Genomic DNA, 18907 nt, shown 5'->3' with positions numbered 1-18907 from the left:
TCATGTCCCCACCCCCTGCCCTGCCGGGACCTTCGACGCCGCGCACGGGCAGTCGGGGTGGGGGCGGACCGGGGTGGACTGCCAGTCGAGGGTCGGCAGGGAGGCCTCCCAGCGGGTGGCGGTGGAGGCGGGAAGTTCGCCGTCGAGGAAGGACAGGGCGTGGGCCGCGGCCAGGCCGGCCACTGCGGTGGAGAGTCCCAGGTCGCAGGCGGCGGCGGTGCGGCGGCGGTGGGCCGAGCGCCACTGGACCAGCATGCGCGGCCAGGCCGGGTCCCGCTCGATCCGGTCGCGCTCCATACAGCCGGCGCAGGCCGTGGCTCCGGGCAGGACCAGCGGTCCCACCAGTCCGGTGCCCTCCAGCACCCCCGCGTAGAGGTGCGGGGTGCCGGTGGTGACCCAGTCGGCAGCGGTCTGCGGATCGGGGGCCCAGGACTGCAGGCCGTCCCGGGGTGCGACCACCACCAGGGCGAGCCCCGGCTCCGGCCCCTCGCTCTCCCCGGTCCGCGGCCCGCGTCCGGGGGCCGCGTCGCGGACCGCCGTCCGTGCGGCCTCGGCGCGCAGCCGTCCCACGCTGCCCGGGCCCAGACCGCCGGGCGCCACGTCCGCGGGCTGCGTGCGGCCCCCGTCGAGCACCTCGACCCGGCCGATGCCCGCTCCCGCCAGGACCGAGGCGATCACCGCGCCCACCCTGCCGCTCCCGCGCACCTGAACCCGTATCACCCGGCGGGCGGCGACACCCTGTAAGTCCCCGCCCGGCCGGGGGCGGACCAAGGACAGCGACCCCAGGTCCGGGCCGAGCCGCTCGAGGGCCTCCGGCCGGTCCCGCACCGCCTGGGCGCGGGGGCCGCCCGCCGTGGCGTCGTCGAGCAGCCCGGCCGCCGCCAGCCTCCGCACCACCTCGTCGACCCGGCCGTCCGGGAGCCCCATCCCCTTGCCCTCCGACCGGAGCAGCTCCATGCCCCGCGTCCCGTCGATCAGGTCGAGGAGCGAGCCCGTCGCCGTGTCCACCGGCCCGAGCACCACCGCGTGGGCGGGCGTCACACCGAATTGCACCGTCTGCAGATCCCGCCAGGCCCGTGCCAGCGCCGGCTTCACCTTCGGATACATCGCGGTCCTCCCTCGATTCGCGGTTCGATTCACGCGCCGCATTCCCTGAGGCCGCGTCGCTTTCCGCAAGATTGCCCGGCCGGCGAAAGACCTGCGCAAGTTTGTCCACAGGTGAGGGGTATTAGGTGTATGAAATGAATGACCAGGGTTCTCTGGCTTGTCTCTGGCCCGCCTTCAGCCGGCCGTTCCGCCGACTGCGCAACGGTTCGTGTTCGACCCCGGGAGGGGCGGGACTTCCGCCGTGGCGAGCGGGTACCGTCATGGCGTGTCCGCCGATCCACCGAAGCGCGCCGTCGAAGTCCGCCGGAGCGCGCGCCGCCGAAGGACCGTATCCGCCTACCGCGAGGGTGAGCGTACGGTCGTCCTCATCCCTGCCCGGATGTCCGAGGCGGAGGAGCAGCGCTGGGTGGGCGTCATGCTCGACAAACTGGCGGCGCAGGAGAGCAAGCGCACCTTCGGGGACGCGGAACTCGCCGAGCGCGCCGAGCGTTTGTCCGCGCAGTACTTCAGCGGCCGCGCCCGCCCCCGCACGGTCCGCTGGGTCACCAATCAGAACACCCGCTGGGGCTCCTGCACCCCGGCCGAAGGCAGCATCCGGCTCTCGCACCGCATCCAGGGGATGCCGGAGTACGTCGTCGACTACGTGCTGCTGCACGAGCTGGCGCACCTCCTCGTGCCCGGGCACGGCCCCAGTTTCTGGGAGCTGCTGGAGGCGTACCCGCGCACCGAGCGGGCGCGCGGGTACCTCGAAGGGATCGTCGCCGCGGAACGCCTTCCGAAGGTCCCGGCCGCCCGCGAGGAATGATCCGCATTTGCCCGCTATGCGTCCGGGATGTCACGCCTCGTGATATGTACCGGGTCGGTACCGACTTGGCCGGATGTCCGAGGTTGGCGTTAGCCTGAGCGGCACGCATTCACAGTCGGGATGGGGGACGGTCTTACGTATGGCCAGGGAATTCCAACGCGGTCACAAGGCCAAAATCAGTGATCTGACGGCGGGCACGGACCTCTACGTGGGTGTCCAGATCGCCGGGCCCGGGCTCGCCATCGACATCAGCTGCTTCGGCCTCGACGCCAACGAACAGCTCTCGGACGACCGCTACTTCGTCTTCTTCAACCAGCCGAAGTCGCCGGAGGAGTCCATCCAGCAGCTCGGCGCGCAGGCCGGCGACACGGAATCCTTCCGGGTGACCCTGGACCGCATTCCGGCCGACATCCACAAGCTCTCCTTCGCCGCCTCGATCGACGGCGCCGGGCAGATGTCGCAGATCGGCCCCGGCTACATCCGCGTCGTGGCGGGCGGTGAGGAGGTCGTCCGGTACTCCTTCTCGGGCTCGGAGTTCAGCACCGAGCGCGCACTGATGATCGGCGACTTCTACCTCAAGGACGTATGGCGCTTCGCCGCCGTCGGCCAGGGCTTCGACGGCGGACTCGCCGCGCTGCTCCAGAACTTCGGCGGCGAGGTCGCCGAGGAGGAGCAGCCCGCGCCGCAGGCGCAGGCCCCGGCCGGTGCGCCCGGCTTCGCCCCGCCCCCGCAGGCCGCCGCCCCGGCGCCGTCCTTCGGTGCTCCCGTCCAGGCGCAGCCCCCGGCCCCGGCGCCCTCCTTCGGCGCGCCGCCCCAGGCCCCGGCTCCGGCACAGGTCCCGGCCCCCGCGCCGTACCAGCAGCCCGTCCACGCGGCCCCCACCATGGCCGCACCGATGGGCGCCCCCTTGGCCCCGCCCGCCCCCGCGCCCTACGGGCAGGTTCCGCCGCCCGCCCCGGCCCCCGCGCCGTACGGGCAGCAGCCGCAGCCCTCGTACGGCCAGGTCCCCGGCCAGCAGCAGCCCCCGTACGGCCAGCAGCCCCAGGGCTACGGCCAGCCCCCACAGGCGGTGCCCGCCGCCGGCGCCGGACTCGCCGCCGCCCTCCAGCCGTACAAGGAAGCCCCCACGGGCGTCCGCTGGACCCCGCAGAACCAGCAGCTCATGCGCGTCGACCTGGCCATGGGCGGCCAGGCCGTCCTCGCCCGCCAGGGCAGCATGGTCCTCTACCAGGGCAAGGTCGACTTCAGCTACAAGGGCGCGGGCTTCGCCGGCCGCGTCGTCGGCAACGCCACCGGCCAGGAGATGCAGCTGATGCGCTGCTCCGGCCGCGGGCAGATCTTCCTCGCGGAGAACGGCGCCCACCTGCACGCCATCGAGCTCCAGGGCGACGGCATCTGCGTCTCCGCCGAGAACGTCCTCGCCTTCGACGAGTCGCTGCAGCACGAGATCCGCCGCATCGAGGGCCACGGCATCCCGGGCGGCGCCCTGTTCACCATGCAGTTCCAGGGCACCGGCACGGTGATCGTCAAGACGCACGGCGTGCCCGTCGTCCTGCCCGTCACCCCGACCACCTTCGCGGACAGCAACGCCATCGTCGCGTGGTCCTCGGCCGCCCAGGTGATCATTTCCAGCCAGGTCCGGCTGCGCCGCAACGCCTACCCCGGCCACAGCGGGGAGACCGTGAACCTCCAGTTCCGCGGCGCTCCCGGCAACTTCATCGTCGTCCAGCCGTACGAGGTCTGAGGGAGCCCCACATGAATGCCATGAACTCAATGAACCAGCAGCTCGCGGGCTACGCCCCGACCCCCGTCACGGCCCGCATGGAGAACCACGGCCGCGCGATGCTCAAGGTCGCCATGCAGAGCGGCCAGGACCTCTTCGCGCGCACCGGATCGATGGTCGCCTACGAGGGCTTCGTGCAGTACGAGCCCAACCCGCCGGCCGTCCGCCAGATGGCCTCGCAGTGGCTCACCGGCGAAGGCGCCCCGCTGATGAAGGCCTCCGGCGACGGCCTGCTCTACCTCGCCGACTACGGCGCGGACGTCGTCGTGATCAACCTCAACAACGACTCGCTCTCCGTCAACGGCACCAACCTGCTCGCCTTCGACGCCCACCTCCAGTGGGGCGTCGAGCGGGTCAAGGGCATGGCCAAGTTCGCCGGCCAGGGCCTGTTCAACGTGTCGGTCGCCGGCACCGGCTGGGTCGCGATCACCTCGCGCGGCACGCCGATCGTGGTCGACTGCGGCCGCGGCGAGGACGAGACGTACGTCGACCCCGACGCTCTCGTCGCCTGGTCCCCGAACCTCAAGGTCAAGGGCAAGCGCAGCTTCAAGGCCTCGTCGATGATCGGCCGGGGCAGCGGGGAGGCCTACCAGATGGCCTTCTCCGGCCAGGGCATCGTCGTCGTACAGCCCAGCGAGGACAGCACCGACCGGCTCCGGGCCCGGGGCTGAGGGGGAGAAGACACACCATGCAGAGCTCACTTTTCGCCCACGCCGAGGCGCAGACCCAGGAGCGGTACGCCGTCCAGAACCCGCAGCTGCTGCGGGTCTCGCTGAGCGGCTCCGACGACGTGCTCGCCCGCAAGGGCGCGATGGTCGCCTACCAGGGGATCATCGACTTCGACGGGGAGTACCAGAGCACCACCCAGCGCAATGCCCGCGCCCGCACCGGTGAGGGCCTCGACCTGATGCGCTGCTCCGGACAGGGCACGGTCTACCTGGCCAACCTGGCGCAGTACGTCCACGTCGTGGACGTGGACCAGGACGGCCTCACGGTCGACAGCAGCTACGTGCTGGCCCTGGATTCCACCCTGCACACCGAGGCCATCGCGGTGGACAGCCAGTACGGGATCTCCGGCTCCGGCAAGTACCAGCTCAACATCACCGGCCGCGGCAAGGTCGCGCTGATGACCTCCGGGCAGCCGCTGATGATGCAGGTCACGCCCGACAAGTACGTCAACGCCGACGCGGACGCCATCGTCGCCTGGTCCACCTCGCTGCGCGTGCAGATGCAGGCCCAGACGCACTCCACCGGCGTCTGGCGGCGGCGCGGCAACACCGGCGAGGGCTGGGAGCTGAGCTTCCTCGGCACCGGTTTTGCCCTGGTCCAGCCCAGCGAGGCGCTCCCGCCGCAGAACGCCCAGATCGGGCAGGGCGCGGCCGCGCAGTTCGGCATGGGCCAGCACGGCGCCCACGCGCAGAACCAGAACAACGCCTGGAACTGACCAGGACACGGACGGACGACGGACGGAAAGGGGCGGCCCCGCATCGGCGGGGCCGCCCCTCCCTCCTGTTCCTGCCGGCTCAGAGCCGCGCCAGGGTCGCCTCCAGCAGCCGCACCACCGAGGTGTCGGCCACCTCCGCCACCTCGGCGTACGAGAACCAGCGCAGGTCCAGCGACTCGTCGCTGATCGCTTCGACGGCCCCCGAGGGCGCCAGCACCGCGTACTGCACGTCCAGGTGCCAGTTGCACGGAGCCGGGATCGGGTGCCGGTCCAGGCGCACCGGACCGCCGGGCAGCAGGGTCAGCCCGGCGCTGATGCCGGACTCCTCGCGGGCCTCGCGCATGGCCGCATCGGCGAGGGTGGCATCACCCGGCTCGCAGTGCCCGCCCATCTGGAGCCACATGCCCAGCTTCTTGTGCAGGGTCAGCAGAACGCGCTCGCGCTCCGGGTCGATCACCAGCGCGCTGCCGGTGACGTGGCCCGCCTGGCAGGGCTTGTAGACCCCGTCGGGATGGGCCGCGAGGTGCTCCAGGTAGACGTCGCGCAGCTCGGGCTGGCCCTCGTCGTCTTTGAGGCCTTTGAGTACGAGGACCGCGTCTTCGTGCAAGGTCACTTCTTGTCGTCGCCGTTCTCGTCGTTCTTGTCGGTCTCGTCGTTCTTGCTGTCGTCCTGCTCGCGCTTCCGGGCGGCCTCGCCCAGCATCTTGTCGATCTCGGAGAAGTCCAGCTGCTCGCGGTGCACGAACCCGTCCGGGTCGTCCAGGTCGGAAGCGGTCGGCAGCATGTCCGGGTGCTCCCAGAGCCCGTCGCGCCCGTCCACGCCGCGGGCGTCGGTGAGCGAGGCCCACAGCCGCGAAGCGTCGCGCAGCCGGCGCGGCCGCAGCTCCAGCCCGATCAGCGTCGCGAAGGTCTGCTCCGCCGGGCCGCCCGAGGCGCGCCGCCGGCGCATGGTCTCGCGCATGGCGTCCGCCGAGGTCAGCCGGGGCTTGGCGGCCTCGTGCACGACCGCGTCCACCCAGCCCTCGACCAGCGCGAGCGCCGTCTCCAGACGGGCCAGCGCGGCCTTCTGCTCGGGGGTGTCCTGCGGCTGGAACATGCCGCCCTGGAGGGCTTCCTGAAGCTGCTCAGGGTTCGACGGGTCGAGCTGGCCGACCACCTCCTCCAGCTTCGAGGTGTCGACCTTGATGCCCCGCGCGTACCCCTCGACCGCGCCGAAGAGGTGCGAGCGCAGCCACGGCACGTGCGCGAAGAGCCGTGCGTGGGCGGCCTCGCGCAGCGCCAGGTACAGCCGGACCTCGTCGGAGGAGACGCCCAGGTCCTTGCCGAAGCTCTCGATGTTCAGCGGCAGCAGGGCGGCCTTGCCGGCCGGGCCCAGCGGGAGCCCGACGTCGGTCGAGCCGACGACCTCGCCCGCGAGGGTGCCCACGGCCTGGCCGATCTGCTGGCCGAACATGGCCCCGCCCATGGAGCGCATCATGCCGAGCAGCGGGCCCGCCATGGCCTGCATCTCCTCGGGCAGGACGCCGCCCATGGCCGCGCCGACGCGCTCGGCGACCGGGTCCACGAGCTCCTTCCACACCGGCAGGGTCGCCTCGACCCATTCGGCGCGGCTCCACGCCACGGCCGTGGCGGCACCGGACGGCAGCGAGGTGACGCCGTCGAGCCAGTGGTCGGCGAGGCGCACGGCCTCCTCGACCGCCGACTTCTCGGCGATGCCCACACTGGCGTCCTTGACCCCGTCCGAGGTGCCCTGGGCGACGGTCTGGCGGGCGATGTCCTTGGCCATGTCCCAGTTGACCGGACCGCCCTCGTAGCTCAGCATCTGGCCGATCTGCTGGAAGGCGGCGCCGAGGTCGTTCGGGTTCATGGAACCGAACATGGCCGCGAAGGGGTTGTCCGCGTCGCCGGGACCGCCGGAGCCGCCGGGCAGGCCCGTGCCGAACCCGAACGGATTCGGGCCGCTCTGACCGCCCTGGTTGCCCTTCTTCTTGCCCTCGTCGCCGTTGTCCGGCTCCTCGGGCGGAAGGCCGAATCCGAATGGGGTGTCGCTCACGGGTTTCCTCGGCTCGTAGGGCCGCCGGCGGGAGCCGACGGGCATTGGGTTCGACAACACCACCCAGCGTAGACACCAGACCCGCTTCCGGGCTCGGTGCTCCGCTGACTCCTGCGCTGCGGCAGGATGGACATCGACTGGTGGGTGCGCGTCACGGTGCGTCCCTACTGAAGACAACCGCTGGAGACGCCTGGTGAGTTCCCCAGATCCGCACGCTTTGGACGAGCAGGGCCCGGAAAACCGCCCTGAGCACGGCGAGGACGCCCAGGGCGTTCGCCGGACGCGAAACCCGGGCGGTTCCGCGCGCCGAGGCCCCGTGATCGCCGTGACCGGCGCCGCCTCGGGGGTGGGGGCGGCCCTGGTGGCCAGGCTGGCCGCGTCCGAGGAGGTCAAGCAGGTCGTCGCCATCGACGAGCGGCGCGGGGACTGCACGGACGCGCAGTGGCACCTCCTGGACGTACGGGACCCCGCGATCGCGGAGAAACTGCGCGGCGCGGACGTCGTGGTGCACCTGGCCCTCGACCTCGATCTCGAGACGGACCCGGCGGCCCGTACGGCCTACAACGTGCGGGGGACCCAGACCGTGCTCACCGCCGCCGCGGCGGCCGGAGTGCACCGGGTCGTGCTCTGCACCTCGGCCATGGTCTACGGGGCCCTGCCGGACAACGACATCCCGCTCTCCGAGGACGCCGAGCTGCGGGCCACCGCCGAGGCGACCGGGGTCGGCGACCTGCTGGAGATCGAGCGGCTGGGCCGCCGGGCTCCGCGCGCGCACCCCGGCCTGAACGTCACCGTGGTCCGCCCGGCCGTACTGGTCGGCGGCACGGACACCGCGCTGACCCGGTACTTCGAGTCCCCGCGCCTGCTGGTGGTGGCGGGCTCCCGCCCGACCTGGCAGTTCTGCCACGTCGAGGACCTGGTCAGCGCACTGGAGTACGCGGCCCTGGAGAAGGTCGAAGGCGAGCTCGCGGTCGGCTGCGAGGGCTGGCTCGAACAGGAGGAGGTCGAGGAGCTGAGCGGCATCCGCCGCATGGAGCTCCCGTCGGCCGTGGCCCTGGGCGCGGCGGCCAGGCTGCACCGGATCGGCCTCACCCCGTCCCCGGCCGGGGACCTCGCGTACACGATGCACCCGTGGGTGGTCAGCGTCAGCAGGCTGCACGCGGCGGGATGGCGGCCGCGCTGGACCAACGAGGAGGTGCTCGCGGAACTCCTCCAAGAGGTCGCGGGCCGGCACACCGTCGCGGGGCGCCGGCTGGGCCGCAAGGACGCCACGGCGGCGGGGGCCGCGGGCGCGACGGTCGCGCTGCTCGGCGCCGCCGCCGCGATCCGCGCTGCGCGCCGCCGCCGGGGCATCTGACCCCGGGCGGGGCCGGGACGCGGCCCCGGGTGCGGCACCCGGGGCCGGCCTGCCCGTGCGGCCGGGCTCGGTGCTTCCGCCCGCGCCGCCACCAGGCCGTATCTGTAGGAGGCTCCCAAGGGGGCCGGTGGGGCCCTGGTGAAACTGCTATTCCGCCGGGTCGGCGGCTAGGGCACGATGGAAGGTATGGCACCGCACTTCGACCACCCCGGCGAGAACGCCGCTCCGGACCCGATCCGGCTGCTCGAAATCCGTGAAACCCCGCTCTCGATCGACGAGGTCTTCCAGGCCGTCGGCGACGATGCGACGGGCGGTACGACGCTCTTCGTCGGCACGGTGCGCAACCACGACAGCGGGGCGGACGTCGACCAGCTCGGCTACTCCTGCCACCCCTCGGCCGAGGCGGAGATGCGCCGCGTCGCCGAGCGGGTCGTGGAGAAGTACCCCGTCCGCGCCCTCGCGGCCGTCCACCGCATCGGCGACCTGGCCGTCGGCGACCTCGCGGTGATCGTCGCCGTCTCCTGCCCGCACCGCGGCGAGGCCTTCGAGGCAGCCCGGATGCTGATCGACGATCTCAAGCACGAGGTCCCGATCTGGAAGCACCAGACGTTCGCGGACGGTACGGAGGAGTGGGTCGGCGCCTGCTGAGGCAAGGGCCGGGGGCCGCCGGTTGCCCCGTTCGGACGCGCAACACGCCCTCGATTTGCGTAACCCCCTCCCGGGCAGCAGCGTTGAAGCCACCAACAACACGTAATTCGGGGTAGGGAGACACGCCCATGGCGTCTTTGGCGTGGTTGCTGATTCCGCTGTTCGCCGCGATCGGAGCGGCGATATGGGGCAGCTGGGCGGCACGCGACCGCACGACCGGTGACATATCCGAGCTCGCGGGCTACGCGCGGTTCCGTGAGGCCATGGGCCAGAGCGAGCCGGGCGCGGCGAAGGCGGACGCGGACGCACAGCGCAAGAAGGACACCGTGGACTCCGTCTGACGCGGCGCCGGGCCCCGTACGGACCGGCCCCGGGGGCCGCTCGTCAGGGCCGTCACGTACTGTCGATCCATGCCACGCCGCACTGCGACGATGCTCGCCTCCACCCTCATGCTCTTCGCGCTGCTCTGCGTGGGAGTGTTCATGAAGGCCCCGTACTCCGAGATGAGTCCGGGCCCGACGGTGAACACGCTCGGGGACTCGCACGGCGAGCCCGTCCTGAACATCTCGGGGCACAAGACGTACCCGACCACCGGGCACCTGAACATGACGACGGTCCGCGTCACCGGTGCGGACTACGACATGAACCTGCTGGAGGCCGTGTACGGCTGGGCCGCGGGTGACAACATCGTCGTACCGCACGAGAACCTGTACCCGGACGGCAAGACGGAGCAGGAGTCCACGCAGGAGAACGCCGAGGAGTTCAGCCAGTCGCAGGAGAGCGCCAAGGTGGCCGCCCTCAAGCAGATCGGCATCCCGGTCGCCGCCCGCGTGATCGTCGCCTCCGTGGTCAAGGACAGCCCCTCCGAGGGCAAGCTGCATGCCGGAGACGTCATCAAGGCCGTGGACGGGACCCCCGTCAACGCTCCCGAGGACGTGGCCAAGCTGGTCACCAAGCACAAGCCCGGCGAGCCGGTCGAGTTCACCATCGTGCCCGCGGCCGAGGCCGCCGAGGCCGAGAAGGCGCACCGCGAGCCCACCGGCACGACGAAGGTCGCGATCACCGCGGGCAAGGCGGAGGGCGACGGTCACGCCATCGTCGGCATCCGGGCCGGCACCGACCACACCTTCCCGTTCACCATCGACATCAAGCTCGCCGACGTCGGCGGCCCCAGCGCCGGGCTGATGTTCGCGCTCGGCATCGTCGACAAGCTCACCCCGGAGAACCTGACCGGCGGCAAGTTCGTCGCCGGCACCGGCACCATCGACGACGCGGGCAAGGTCGGCCCGATCGGCGGCATCCAGATGAAGACCATCGGCGCCCGCCAGGCCGGTGCCCAGTACTTCCTGACGCCCGCCGAGAACTGCGCCTCCGCCGCGGGCGACGTGCCCGACGGGCTGACGCTCGTGAAGGTCTCCACCATCGACGACGCCGTGAAGGCGCTGGAGAAGATCAGCAAGGGGGACACGGCCGGACTGACGCAGTGCGCCAAGTCCTGACCGTGTCCGCGGCGGCGATGGCGCCCTTGCCGCCCTGGCCTGCCGTCGCCGGCTAGTCGAGGAAGGTCGCGGCCAGTGCCTCGGCGAGCCCCGGCACCAGCGTCGCGCCGGTCAGCACCTCGTTCGCCGAGTCCTTGTCCCGCAGTCGTACGGCCGACTCCCGCGATCCGTCCCGCAGGACGCCCACGGTCAGCCGCACCTCCTGGCGCTCCGGGTGGGTGGCGACCCACTTGGTGAGCTGCTTGTCGGTGAGCCCCTCCGGTACGGAGGACTCGGCGGACGGCGGCAGCATCAGCCGCTCCACGGTCAGCGCGCAGCCGAGGATCGAGGCGGGCCAGGCGATGGTCCCCAGGAACTTGTCCAGCGGGGTTCCGGCCGGCACCTCGTCCTGCTCGATCGGGGTGAGCTGGTTCTTGCCCGTGTCGTCCTGGTCGAGGCCGAGCTGGCGGGCGACGCCCGGAGCCTCCTTGCGCAGCTTGGCCGTGTCGACCAGGGCGAAGAGCCGGGCGGGCTTGTCCCAGCCGAGGGTGGAGGCGTACTCGTCGATTTCGAGGACGGCACGGGTCAGCGGGCTTGCCGCCATAGGGGTGCCGGGGGACGGCGAAAGGTTGGACATGGGCAACATCCTGCCTCCTTTCCACCGGATACCGGGAACTGACTAAAGCCTCAGTAAGTTGCATGAGTGGGCTCTACGATCGGGGGCCCATGCTTTGAAAAATCTCAGCATCACTTACACACAGCGACTTTCGAGGTGCGCACCTTGGCTTTCCAGATGCCGGACCGCGGCGGAGGCCCCTCCGGGCCACGGATGAGAGTCGGCCGCCCGTCCCGGCGCGCCCGGACTCTTCTGATGACCTTGGGCGTGCTGGCCGTCCTGGCCATGGCGTTCATCATGTTCGCCGGCTTCTGGACGGACTGGCTCTGGTTCCGCTCCGTCAACTACTCCACCGTCTTCACCACCACCCTGTGGACCAAGGTCGGCCTCTTCGCCGTCTTCGGCCTCGTGATGGCCGGTGCCGTCGGGCTGAACATCTGGCTGGCCCACCGGCTGCGGCCGCCGCTCAGCGCGATGTCGATGGAGCAGCAGAGCCTCGACCGCTACCGGATGACCGTCGCGCCGTACCGCAGGTGGCTGCTGCTCGGCATCGCCGCACTGGTCGGCCTGATCGCGGGCGCCTCGGCGGCGGGCCAGTGGAAGACCTGGCTGATGTACGTGAACGGGGTGCCCTTCGGCACGAAGGACCCCCAGTTCAACCTGGACGTGTCGTTCTACACCTTCGACCTGCCCTGGTACCGCTTCCTGCTCGGCTTCGGCTTCGCCGCCGTCGTGCTCTCGGTGATCGCCGCCGCCGTCGTGCACTACCTCTACGGGGGACTGCGCGTCACCAGCCCGGGTGCGCGGGCCACCGCCGCGGCGACCGGCCACCTGTCGGTGCTGCTCGGCCTCTTCGTCACGCTCAAGGCGGTCGCGTACTGGCTCGACCGGTACGGCCTCGCCGTGAAGTCCAGCGACTTCAAGGCCGCTGACAACTGGACCGGCCTGCGCTACGTCGATGCCAACGCGTACCTGCCGGCCAAGACGATCCTCGTCGCCATCGCGGCGATCTGCGCGGTGCTGTTCTTCGCGACGCTGTGGCGCCGCACCTGGCAGCTCCCGGTCATCGGCTTCGGCCTGATGGTGCTCTCGGCGATCCTGATCGGCGGGCTGTACCCGGCGATCGTGCAGAAGTTCCAGGTCCAGCCGAACGAGCAGGCCAAGGAATCCCCGTACGTCCAGAAGAACATCAAGGCGACGCGCGACGCCTACGGGGTCGCCGACGCCTCCGTCACGGACTACCCGGGTCTGCCGGACCCCAAGGCGGACAAGAAGGTGCTCCGCCAGGACGCCAACACCACGGCGAGCATCCGGCTGCTCGACCCGAACATCGTGTCCCCGGCCTTCCAGCAGCTCCAGCAGAACAAGGGCTACTACGGTTTCCCGGCCACGCTGGCGGTCGACCGGTACAAGGGCCAGGACACGGTCATCGGGCTCCGTGAGATCAACCTCGCGGGCATCCCGAAGAACAACTGGATCAACGACCACTTCCGTTACACCCACGGATTCGGTGTGGTCGCGGCCAAGGGCACCGAGGTGGCCCCGGGCGGGCAGCCCCTGTTCACCGAGTCGGGCCTGCCGGCGCAGGGCGACCTCGGGACGTACGAGCAGCGGATCTACTACGGCGAGCAGACGAAGCAGTACTCGATCGTCGGCGGACCGCAGAAGGAGCTCGACTACGCCAACGACTCGGGCGAGAAGGAGACCACCTACCAGGGCGACAGCGGGGTGAGCCTGGGCAACCCGGTGAACCGGGCCGCGTACGCCCTGGCCTTCAGCGAGCCGCAGATCCTCTACTCCGGTGCCATCGACGACAAGTCGAAGATCCTCTACAACCGCACGCCCAAGGCACGGGTCGAGGCCGTCGCCCCGTGGCTGACGATCGACGGAGCCGTGTACCCGGCGGTGATCGACGGCCGGGTCCAGTGGATCGTGGACGCCTACACCACCACCAACGGCTACCCCTACGCGTCCCGCACCCAGCTCGGGGACACGACGGCGGACTCGCTGACCAACTCCCAGCGTGCCGTGGTCGCGCAGGAGAACCAGGTCAACTACATCCGGAACTCGGTGAAGGCCACCGTCGACGCCTACGACGGCACGGTGAAGCTGTACCAGTGGGACAGCAAGGACCCGGTCCTCAAGACGTGGATGAAGGCCTTCCCCGGCACGGTGAAGGCCAAGAAGGAGATCTCGCCGGCCCTGATGGAGCACCTGCGCTACCCGCAGGACCTCTTCAAGGTCCAGCGTGAGCTGCTGACCCGCTACCACGTCACGGACCCGCAGACCTTCCTCAGCGGCAGCGAGGTCTGGGCGGTGCCGGACGACCCGACCACCAAGGCGGGGACGGCGGTCCCACCGTACTACCTCTCCATGAAGATGCCGGGCCAGAAGGATCCCAACCAGGCCTTCTCGCTCACCACGACGCTCACGCCGAACGGCAGGGACAACCTGAGCGCCTTCATGGCGGTCAACGCCGATCCCACCACCGCCGACTACGGCAAGATCCAGCTGCTGAAGCTGCCCACCCAGAACCCGGTGGACGGTCCGAAGCTCGTCCAGGCGAGATTCAACTCCAAGCCGGAGATCGCCCAGGAGATCAACATCCTGAGCCGGGGCGATTCCCAGGTGGAGTACGGCAACCTGCTCACGGTCCCGCTCGACAAGGGAATGCTCTACGTCGAGCCGGTGTACGTGCGCGGCGGCGGCCTCAAGTACCCGCTCCTGAAGAAGGTCCTGGTGACCTACGGGGACCAGACGGCCTTCGAGGACACGCTGGAGAAGGCGCTGAACGTGGTGTTCGGGGCCGAGTCGGCGACCACCCCGCCGACCACCCCGCCGGGCGACGGGACCACCACCCCGCCGCCGACCAGCCAGGACCCGACGGTCAAGGCGGCCCTGGCCGATGCGCAGAAGGCGGTCGAGGACGCCGACAAGGCGCTCAAGGCCGGCGACTGGGCGGCGTACGGCAAGGCCCAGAGCGATCTGCAGGCCGCGCTGAAGCGGGCGATCGACGCCGAGGCGAAGGTGACGGCGCCCGCGCCGACGCCCAGCGGATAGCGGTAATGGTTCCACCCCGCGTCGTGCTACTGTTGGTTTACCGACGCGGGGTGGAGCAGCTCGGTAGCTCGCTGGGCTCATAACCCAGAGGTCGCAGGTTCAAATCCTGTCCCCGCTACTGAAGACGAAGGCCCGGATCCGATGGATCCGGGCCTTCGTCATGCCCAATCGAGTTTTTCGCCGACGCGGGGTCACTGGGATGGGTGAGTTGGGGTGTGAGCGTGTTTGACTTGTCTCTCTGTGGGCATGTCGACAAAACGCTGTAGTGACCTCACTCACTGCGACATACCAGGTGTACGCGGGTAGCAGGTGATGCGACGATGGGATTTATGGGGGACAGGTCAACTCTGCTGGAGACAGGGCGGTTTGTGAGGGCGGACTCCGAATCGGATGCGGAGGCCGATGGGGCGGCTCAGGCCGTTGACGTGCGGACCGCGATGACCACGCGGCCGGTACGGACCACGGCCGCGGCGCCGACCACGCCGGACGTATCGGACGTGTCAGTCGATGCGATGTTCGACGACGCGGTCTTCGCGCTGACCGACGCTGCCAGCGACGCCGAGCTGGAGGCCCGTCACCGGGTCGCCGCCGACAAGGGGGACCCGGGCGCGATGAGCGTACTGGGTGCCCTCCTGCTGCGCCGCGGCGACCTCGCCGGAGCCGAGCCCTACCTGCGCGGGGCGACCGGGGAGGGCGACCGCGCGGCCGCGAACAACCTGGGCGTACTGCTGCACCAGCGCGGCTACCCCGAGGAGGCCGCCGGCTGGTGGCGCGTGGCCGCCGTGGCCGGATCCGCTCCCGCCGCGCACGCCCTGGGCCGCCACTACCGCGAGCGCGGCGACGAGCCCGCCGCCGAGTACTGGATGCGTCAGGCGGCGGAATCCGGCCATGCCCTGGGGGCCTACGGCCTCGCCGACCTGCTGGAGCACCGCGGGGACAACGGTGTCGAGCGGTGGTTCCGCGCTGCCGCGGAGCAGGGGCACCGCGAGGCCGCGTACCGGCTGGCCCGGCACCTGCGCAAGGGCGACCCGGCCGAGGCCGAGCAGTGGTACCGGCAGGCCGCCGCGCGCGGCCACCGGCGCGCCGGGCTGCACCTGGGCGCGCTGCTGGAGGCGCGCGGGGAACTGAAGGAGGCCGGGCGCTGGTACCTCACCTCCGCCAAGCAGGGCGAGGCGCGGGCGGCCTGCGCCCTCGGCTTCCTGCTGCGCGACGCCGGTGACGAGGAGAACGCGGCCACCTGGTGGCTGCGGGCCGCGCAGGACGGCGACGGCAACGCGGCGAACGCGCTGGGCGCCCTGCACGCCGCGCGCGGCGAGACCCAGACGGCGGAGAAGTGGTACCGGGCCGCGATGGACGCGGGCGACCAGAACGGGGCGTACAACCTCGCGCTGCTCTGCGCCGCGCAGGAGCGGACGGGACCGGCCGAGCAGTGGTACCGCCGCGCCGCGTACGCGGGACACCGCGAGGCGGCCAACGCGCTGGCCATCCTGCTGCTCCAGGGCGGTGACGCGGAGGGTGCGGAGCCGTGGTTCTCGAAGGCGGCGGAGGCGGGGAGCGTGGACGCCGCCTTCAACCTCGGCATCCTCTTCGCCAGCCGGGACGAGGACCGGACGGCCCTGAAGTGGTACGAGCGGGCGGCCTCGGCGGGACACACCGACGCGGCGCTCCAGGTCGGCATCGCGCTGGTCCGCGACGGCGAGGAGCGGGCGGCGGAACGGCACCTGCGCTGCGCGGCCGGCGGCGGCAGTGCGGAGGCCGCCTTCCGGCTGGCCGCGCTGCTGGAGTCGCTGGCGCCGCCGCCGGAGCCGGTGGCGCTGGGCGAGTCGGTGGGCGGAGCCGCGCGCACCGAGAGCGAGGAGTGGTACGAGCGGGCCGCGGAGCTGGGGCACCGGCGTGCGCAGGTCCGGGTCGGGATGCTGGCCGCCGCGCGGGGCGAGCTGGGGGCCGCGGCGCGGTGGTACCGGGAGGCGGCGGAGGCCGGCTCCCGCAACGGTGCGTTCAACCTGGGGCTGCTGCTGGCGCGCGAGGGCAACGAGCCCGAGGCGGCGCTGTGGTGGACCCGGGCGGCGGTGGCCGGGCACGGGCGGGCGGCGCTGCGGCTGGGACTGCTCGCGGCCCGGCAGGGAGACCTGACGGAGGGTCAGAAATGGTGCGTGCGCGCCATGGAACTGGGCCCTGCGGAGGTCTCCGAACGGGCTGCCCGACTGCGCGAAGCGCTGGCCGAGGAGCTATCCGCGTAGACCCCTGGTTAACCGATTTGCATCTGCTCGCCACGCTCGCGTAGAGTCAGGTTTACCGACGCGGGGTGGAGCAGCTCGGTAGCTCGCTGGGCTCATAACCCAGAGGTCGCAGGTTCAAATCCTGTCCCCGCTACTGAAGAACCGAAGGCCCGGATCCCCTGGATCCGGGCCTTCGGTCGTTCCTGAAGGCGAACGGGAACGAAGGAGGCCGGGAGCTCATCGAGTTCCCGGCCTCCTTCGTTGCCTTCGTTCGTCAGGCCCCGGCGCAGTTCGGGCACACCCCGCGGTACGTGACCTCGACCGCCGACACCACGAAGCCGAAGCGTTCGGTGTCCGGCAGGTCGGCCAGCGGGTTGCCCGCCGGGTGCACGTCGCGGATCGCCCCGCACTGGGCGCACACCAGGTGCTGGTGGGGGCGGTGGGCGTTCGGGTCGTACCGCTTGGCGCGCCGGTCCGTGGACACCTCCAGGACCTCGCCCAGCGTGACGAGCTCGCCCAGGGTGTTGTAGACGGTCGCGCGGGAGATCTCCGGCAGCCTGTCCACGGCGCGCGCATGTACCTCGTCGGCCGTCAGGTGAACGTGGTCACCGTCGAGCACCTCGGCCACGACGCGCCGCTGTGCGGTCATGCGCCATCCGCGTCCGCGAAGTCGTTCCAGGAGGTCACTCATACCGCCAGCCTAACAGCGAGGGGACTTGGTGTAACTCCCGAACGTGTGTCGATTTGGATGCTTACTTGACTTAGACAAAGTCCATCGTAGGATCGGTTACGTTAGGGCGCAGGACAGGTTTGCAGCAAATTTACGCAGGAGGCGCACGTGACGCAGGGACCGCTCACCACGGAGGCCGGAGCTCCGGTCGCTGACAACCAGAACAGCGAGACCGCCGGCATCGGCGGCCCCGTTCTGGTTCAGGACCAGCTGCTGCTGGAGAAGCTCGCGCACTTCAACCGCGAGCGCATCCCGGAGCGCGTGGTGCACGCCCGTGGCGCCGGTGCCTACGGCACGTTCACGCTGACTCGTGACGTCTCGCAGTGGACCCGGGCGAAGTTCCTGTCCGAGGTCGGCAAGGAGACCGAGACCTTCCTGCGGTTCTCCACCGTCGCCGGCAACCTCGGCTCCGCCGACGCCGTGCGCGACCCCCGCGGCTGGGCGCTGAAGTTCTACACCGAAGAGGGCAACTACGACCTCGTCGGCAACAACACCCCGGTGTTCTTCATCAAGGACGCCATCAAGTTCCCCGACTTCATCCACACCCAGAAACGCGACCCGTACACGGGCTCGCAGGAGGCGGACAACGTCTGGGACTTCTGGGGTCTGTCGCCCGAGTCCACCCACCAGGTGACCTGGCTGTTCGGTGACCGCGGCATCCCGGCGTCCTACCGCCACATGAACGGCTTCGGTTCGCACACGTTCCAGTGGAACAACGAGGCCGGCGAGGTCTTCTGGGTCAAGTACCACTTCAAGACCGACCAGGGCATCAAGAACCTCACCCAGGCCGAGGCCAACCAGCTCGCCGGTGAGGACCCCGACTCGCACCAGCGCGACCTGCGCGAGTCCATCGAGCGCGGCGACTTCCCGTCCTGGACCGTGCAGGTCCAGATCATGCCGGCGGCCGAGGCGGCCGACTACCGCTTCAACCCGTTCGACCTCACCAAGGTGTGGCCGCACGCGGACTACCCGCTGATCGAGATCGGCAAGCTGGAGCTCAACCGCAACCCGGAGAACGTCTTCGCCGAGGTCGAGCAGAGCATATTCAGTCCGGCCCATTTCGTCCCCGGCATCGGTCCGTCCCCGGACAAGATGCTCCAGGGCCGTCTCTTCGGCTATGGCGACGCCCACCGCTACCGCGTCGGCATCAACGCCGACCACCTGCCGGTGAACCGTCCGCACGCCACCGAGGCGCGCACCAACTCCCGCGACGGCCACCTGTACGACGGCCGCCACAAGGGCGCGAAGAACTACGAGCCGAACAGCTTCGGCGGCCCGCACCAGACGGACCGTCCGCTGTGGCAGCCGGTCGCGCTGACGGGCGGCACGGGCAACCACGCCGCGCCCGTCCACAGCGAGGACAACGACTTCGTCCAGGCGGGCAACCTCTACCGCCTGTACTCGGAGGACGAGAAGACCCGTCTGATCGAGAACCTCTCGGGCTTCATCGCCAAGGTCTCCCGCGACGACATCGTCGAGCGTGCGATCAACAACTTCCGTCAGGCGGACGGTGACTTCGGCAAGCGTCTGGACGCCGCGGTCCAGGCCCTCCGCGCCTGATCGACGCCTTGCCGTAGCAGGCCGACGGGCCGGTGCTCCCCATGAGGG

Annotated in this window: 16 protein-coding genes and 2 tRNA genes; 13 read left to right on the top strand and 5 right to left on the bottom strand. The window is 70.8% G+C overall.

Annotated elements, in window-relative coordinates; genetic code table 11:
- The gene (locus ACFVX6_RS23155) at positions 1 to 1107 is read right to left on the bottom strand and encodes a TOMM precursor leader peptide-binding protein (protein ID WP_389694306.1); all 1107 of its coding nucleotides are present in this window, start codon (positions 1105 to 1107) and stop codon (positions 1 to 3) included.
- A 265-nt stretch (positions 1108 to 1372) separates the two neighbouring features.
- Between ACFVX6_RS23155 and ACFVX6_RS23150 the strand changes: the two genes are divergently transcribed.
- The 4 genes from ACFVX6_RS23150 to ACFVX6_RS23135 all read left to right on the top strand — a co-directional run bounded on the left by ACFVX6_RS23150 (position 1373) and on the right by ACFVX6_RS23135 (position 5139).
- The gene (locus ACFVX6_RS23150; protein WP_389694304.1) at positions 1373 to 1912 is read left to right on the top strand and encodes a M48 family metallopeptidase; all 540 of its coding nucleotides are present in this window, start codon (positions 1373 to 1375) and stop codon (positions 1910 to 1912) included.
- Between the two features lie 139 nt (positions 1913 to 2051).
- Positions 2052 to 3656: a TerD family protein gene (locus ACFVX6_RS23145; protein WP_389694302.1), complete on the top strand. Its 1605-nt coding sequence runs from the start codon at positions 2052 to 2054 to the stop codon at positions 3654 to 3656.
- A 29-nt stretch (positions 3657 to 3685) separates the two neighbouring features.
- Positions 3686 to 4366, top strand: a complete 681-nt coding sequence (locus ACFVX6_RS23140; protein ID WP_250741833.1) for an AIM24 family protein — start codon at positions 3686 to 3688, stop codon at positions 4364 to 4366.
- 17 nt (positions 4367 to 4383) lie between these two features.
- Positions 4384 to 5139 carry an AIM24 family protein gene (locus ACFVX6_RS23135; RefSeq protein ID WP_250741811.1) on the top strand — a complete coding sequence of 252 codons (756 nt, stop codon included), beginning with the start codon at positions 4384 to 4386 and terminating at the stop codon, positions 5137 to 5139.
- 79 nt (positions 5140 to 5218) lie between these two features.
- On the opposite strand, the gene ACFVX6_RS23130 is transcribed toward ACFVX6_RS23135, so the two are convergent.
- Together ACFVX6_RS23130 and ACFVX6_RS23125 are read right to left on the bottom strand one after the other, a co-directional pair.
- Positions 5219 to 5752 carry an NUDIX hydrolase gene (locus tag ACFVX6_RS23130; protein WP_389694300.1) on the bottom strand — a complete coding sequence of 178 codons (534 nt, stop codon included), beginning with the start codon at positions 5750 to 5752 and terminating at the stop codon, positions 5219 to 5221.
- Complete coding sequence (locus ACFVX6_RS23125) at positions 5749 to 7191, bottom strand: zinc-dependent metalloprotease (RefSeq protein ID WP_389694298.1); 1443 nt, start codon at positions 7189 to 7191, stop codon at positions 5749 to 5751. The genes ACFVX6_RS23130 and ACFVX6_RS23125 overlap by 4 nt, the downstream gene beginning before the upstream one ends.
- 193 nt (positions 7192 to 7384) lie before the next feature.
- Here ACFVX6_RS23125 and ACFVX6_RS23120 point away from each other — a divergent pair, with 193 nt between their 5' ends.
- The 4 genes from ACFVX6_RS23120 (at position 7385) to ACFVX6_RS23105 (ending at position 10695) form a co-directional block, all read left to right on the top strand.
- Positions 7385 to 8548 carry an SDR family oxidoreductase gene (locus ACFVX6_RS23120; protein ID WP_375950464.1) on the top strand — a complete coding sequence of 388 codons (1164 nt, stop codon included), beginning with the start codon at positions 7385 to 7387 and terminating at the stop codon, positions 8546 to 8548.
- Between the two features lie 186 nt (positions 8549 to 8734).
- Positions 8735 to 9196, top strand: a complete 462-nt coding sequence (locus ACFVX6_RS23115) for a molybdenum cofactor biosynthesis protein MoaE (protein ID WP_250741814.1) — start codon at positions 8735 to 8737, stop codon at positions 9194 to 9196.
- Positions 9197 to 9324: 128 nt separating this feature from the next.
- Complete coding sequence (locus tag ACFVX6_RS23110) at positions 9325 to 9537, top strand: hypothetical protein (protein WP_274549473.1); 213 nt, start codon at positions 9325 to 9327, stop codon at positions 9535 to 9537.
- A 69-nt stretch (positions 9538 to 9606) separates the two neighbouring features.
- Entirely contained in the window at positions 9607 to 10695 is a 1089-nt protein-coding gene (locus tag ACFVX6_RS23105) for a PDZ domain-containing protein (protein WP_389694295.1), read from the top strand.
- A 52-nt stretch (positions 10696 to 10747) separates the two neighbouring features.
- Here ACFVX6_RS23105 and ACFVX6_RS23100 read toward each other — a convergent pair whose 3' ends face one another.
- Positions 10748 to 11320, bottom strand: coding sequence for a PPA1309 family protein (locus ACFVX6_RS23100; protein ID WP_266904699.1), 573 nt, complete (start codon positions 11318 to 11320; stop codon positions 10748 to 10750).
- A 126-nt stretch (positions 11321 to 11446) separates the two neighbouring features.
- Between ACFVX6_RS23100 and ACFVX6_RS23095 the strand changes: the two genes are divergently transcribed.
- The 4 genes from ACFVX6_RS23095 to ACFVX6_RS23080 all read left to right on the top strand — a co-directional run bounded on the left by ACFVX6_RS23095 (position 11447) and on the right by ACFVX6_RS23080 (position 16723).
- On the top strand, positions 11447 to 14350 hold the full coding sequence (locus ACFVX6_RS23095; RefSeq protein ID WP_389694293.1) for a UPF0182 family protein: 2904 nt from the start codon (positions 11447 to 11449) through the stop codon (positions 14348 to 14350).
- Between the two features lie 44 nt (positions 14351 to 14394).
- Positions 14395 to 14468 (top strand) — tRNA-Met (locus tag ACFVX6_RS23090).
- Between the two features lie 202 nt (positions 14469 to 14670).
- Positions 14671 to 16590 (top strand): tetratricopeptide repeat protein, encoded by a 1920-nt coding sequence (locus ACFVX6_RS23085; protein WP_389694291.1) that lies wholly within the window; start codon positions 14671 to 14673, stop codon positions 16588 to 16590.
- 59 nt (positions 16591 to 16649) lie between these two features.
- Positions 16650 to 16723, top strand: a tRNA-Met gene (locus tag ACFVX6_RS23080).
- A gap of 120 nt (positions 16724 to 16843) precedes the next feature.
- Here ACFVX6_RS23080 and ACFVX6_RS23075 read toward each other — a convergent pair.
- Entirely contained in the window at positions 16844 to 17260 is a 417-nt protein-coding gene (locus ACFVX6_RS23075) for a Fur family transcriptional regulator (protein ID WP_243336077.1), read from the bottom strand.
- 147 nt (positions 17261 to 17407) lie between these two features.
- Between ACFVX6_RS23075 and ACFVX6_RS23070 the strand changes: the two genes are divergently transcribed.
- A complete protein-coding gene (locus ACFVX6_RS23070; protein ID WP_389694288.1) occupies positions 17408 to 18859 on the top strand; it encodes a catalase in 1452 nt (483 codons plus the stop codon).
- Positions 18860 to 18907: the final 48 nt, after the last annotated feature.

Source organism: Streptomyces sp. NPDC058289, from assembly GCF_042880975.1.
GTDB classification, from domain to species: Bacteria; Actinomycetota; Actinomycetes; order Streptomycetales; family Streptomycetaceae; genus Streptomyces; species Streptomyces stoeckheimensis.
The sequence above is the reverse complement of the archived record's forward strand: the minus strand, read 5'-3'. Positions and strand labels throughout refer to the sequence as shown.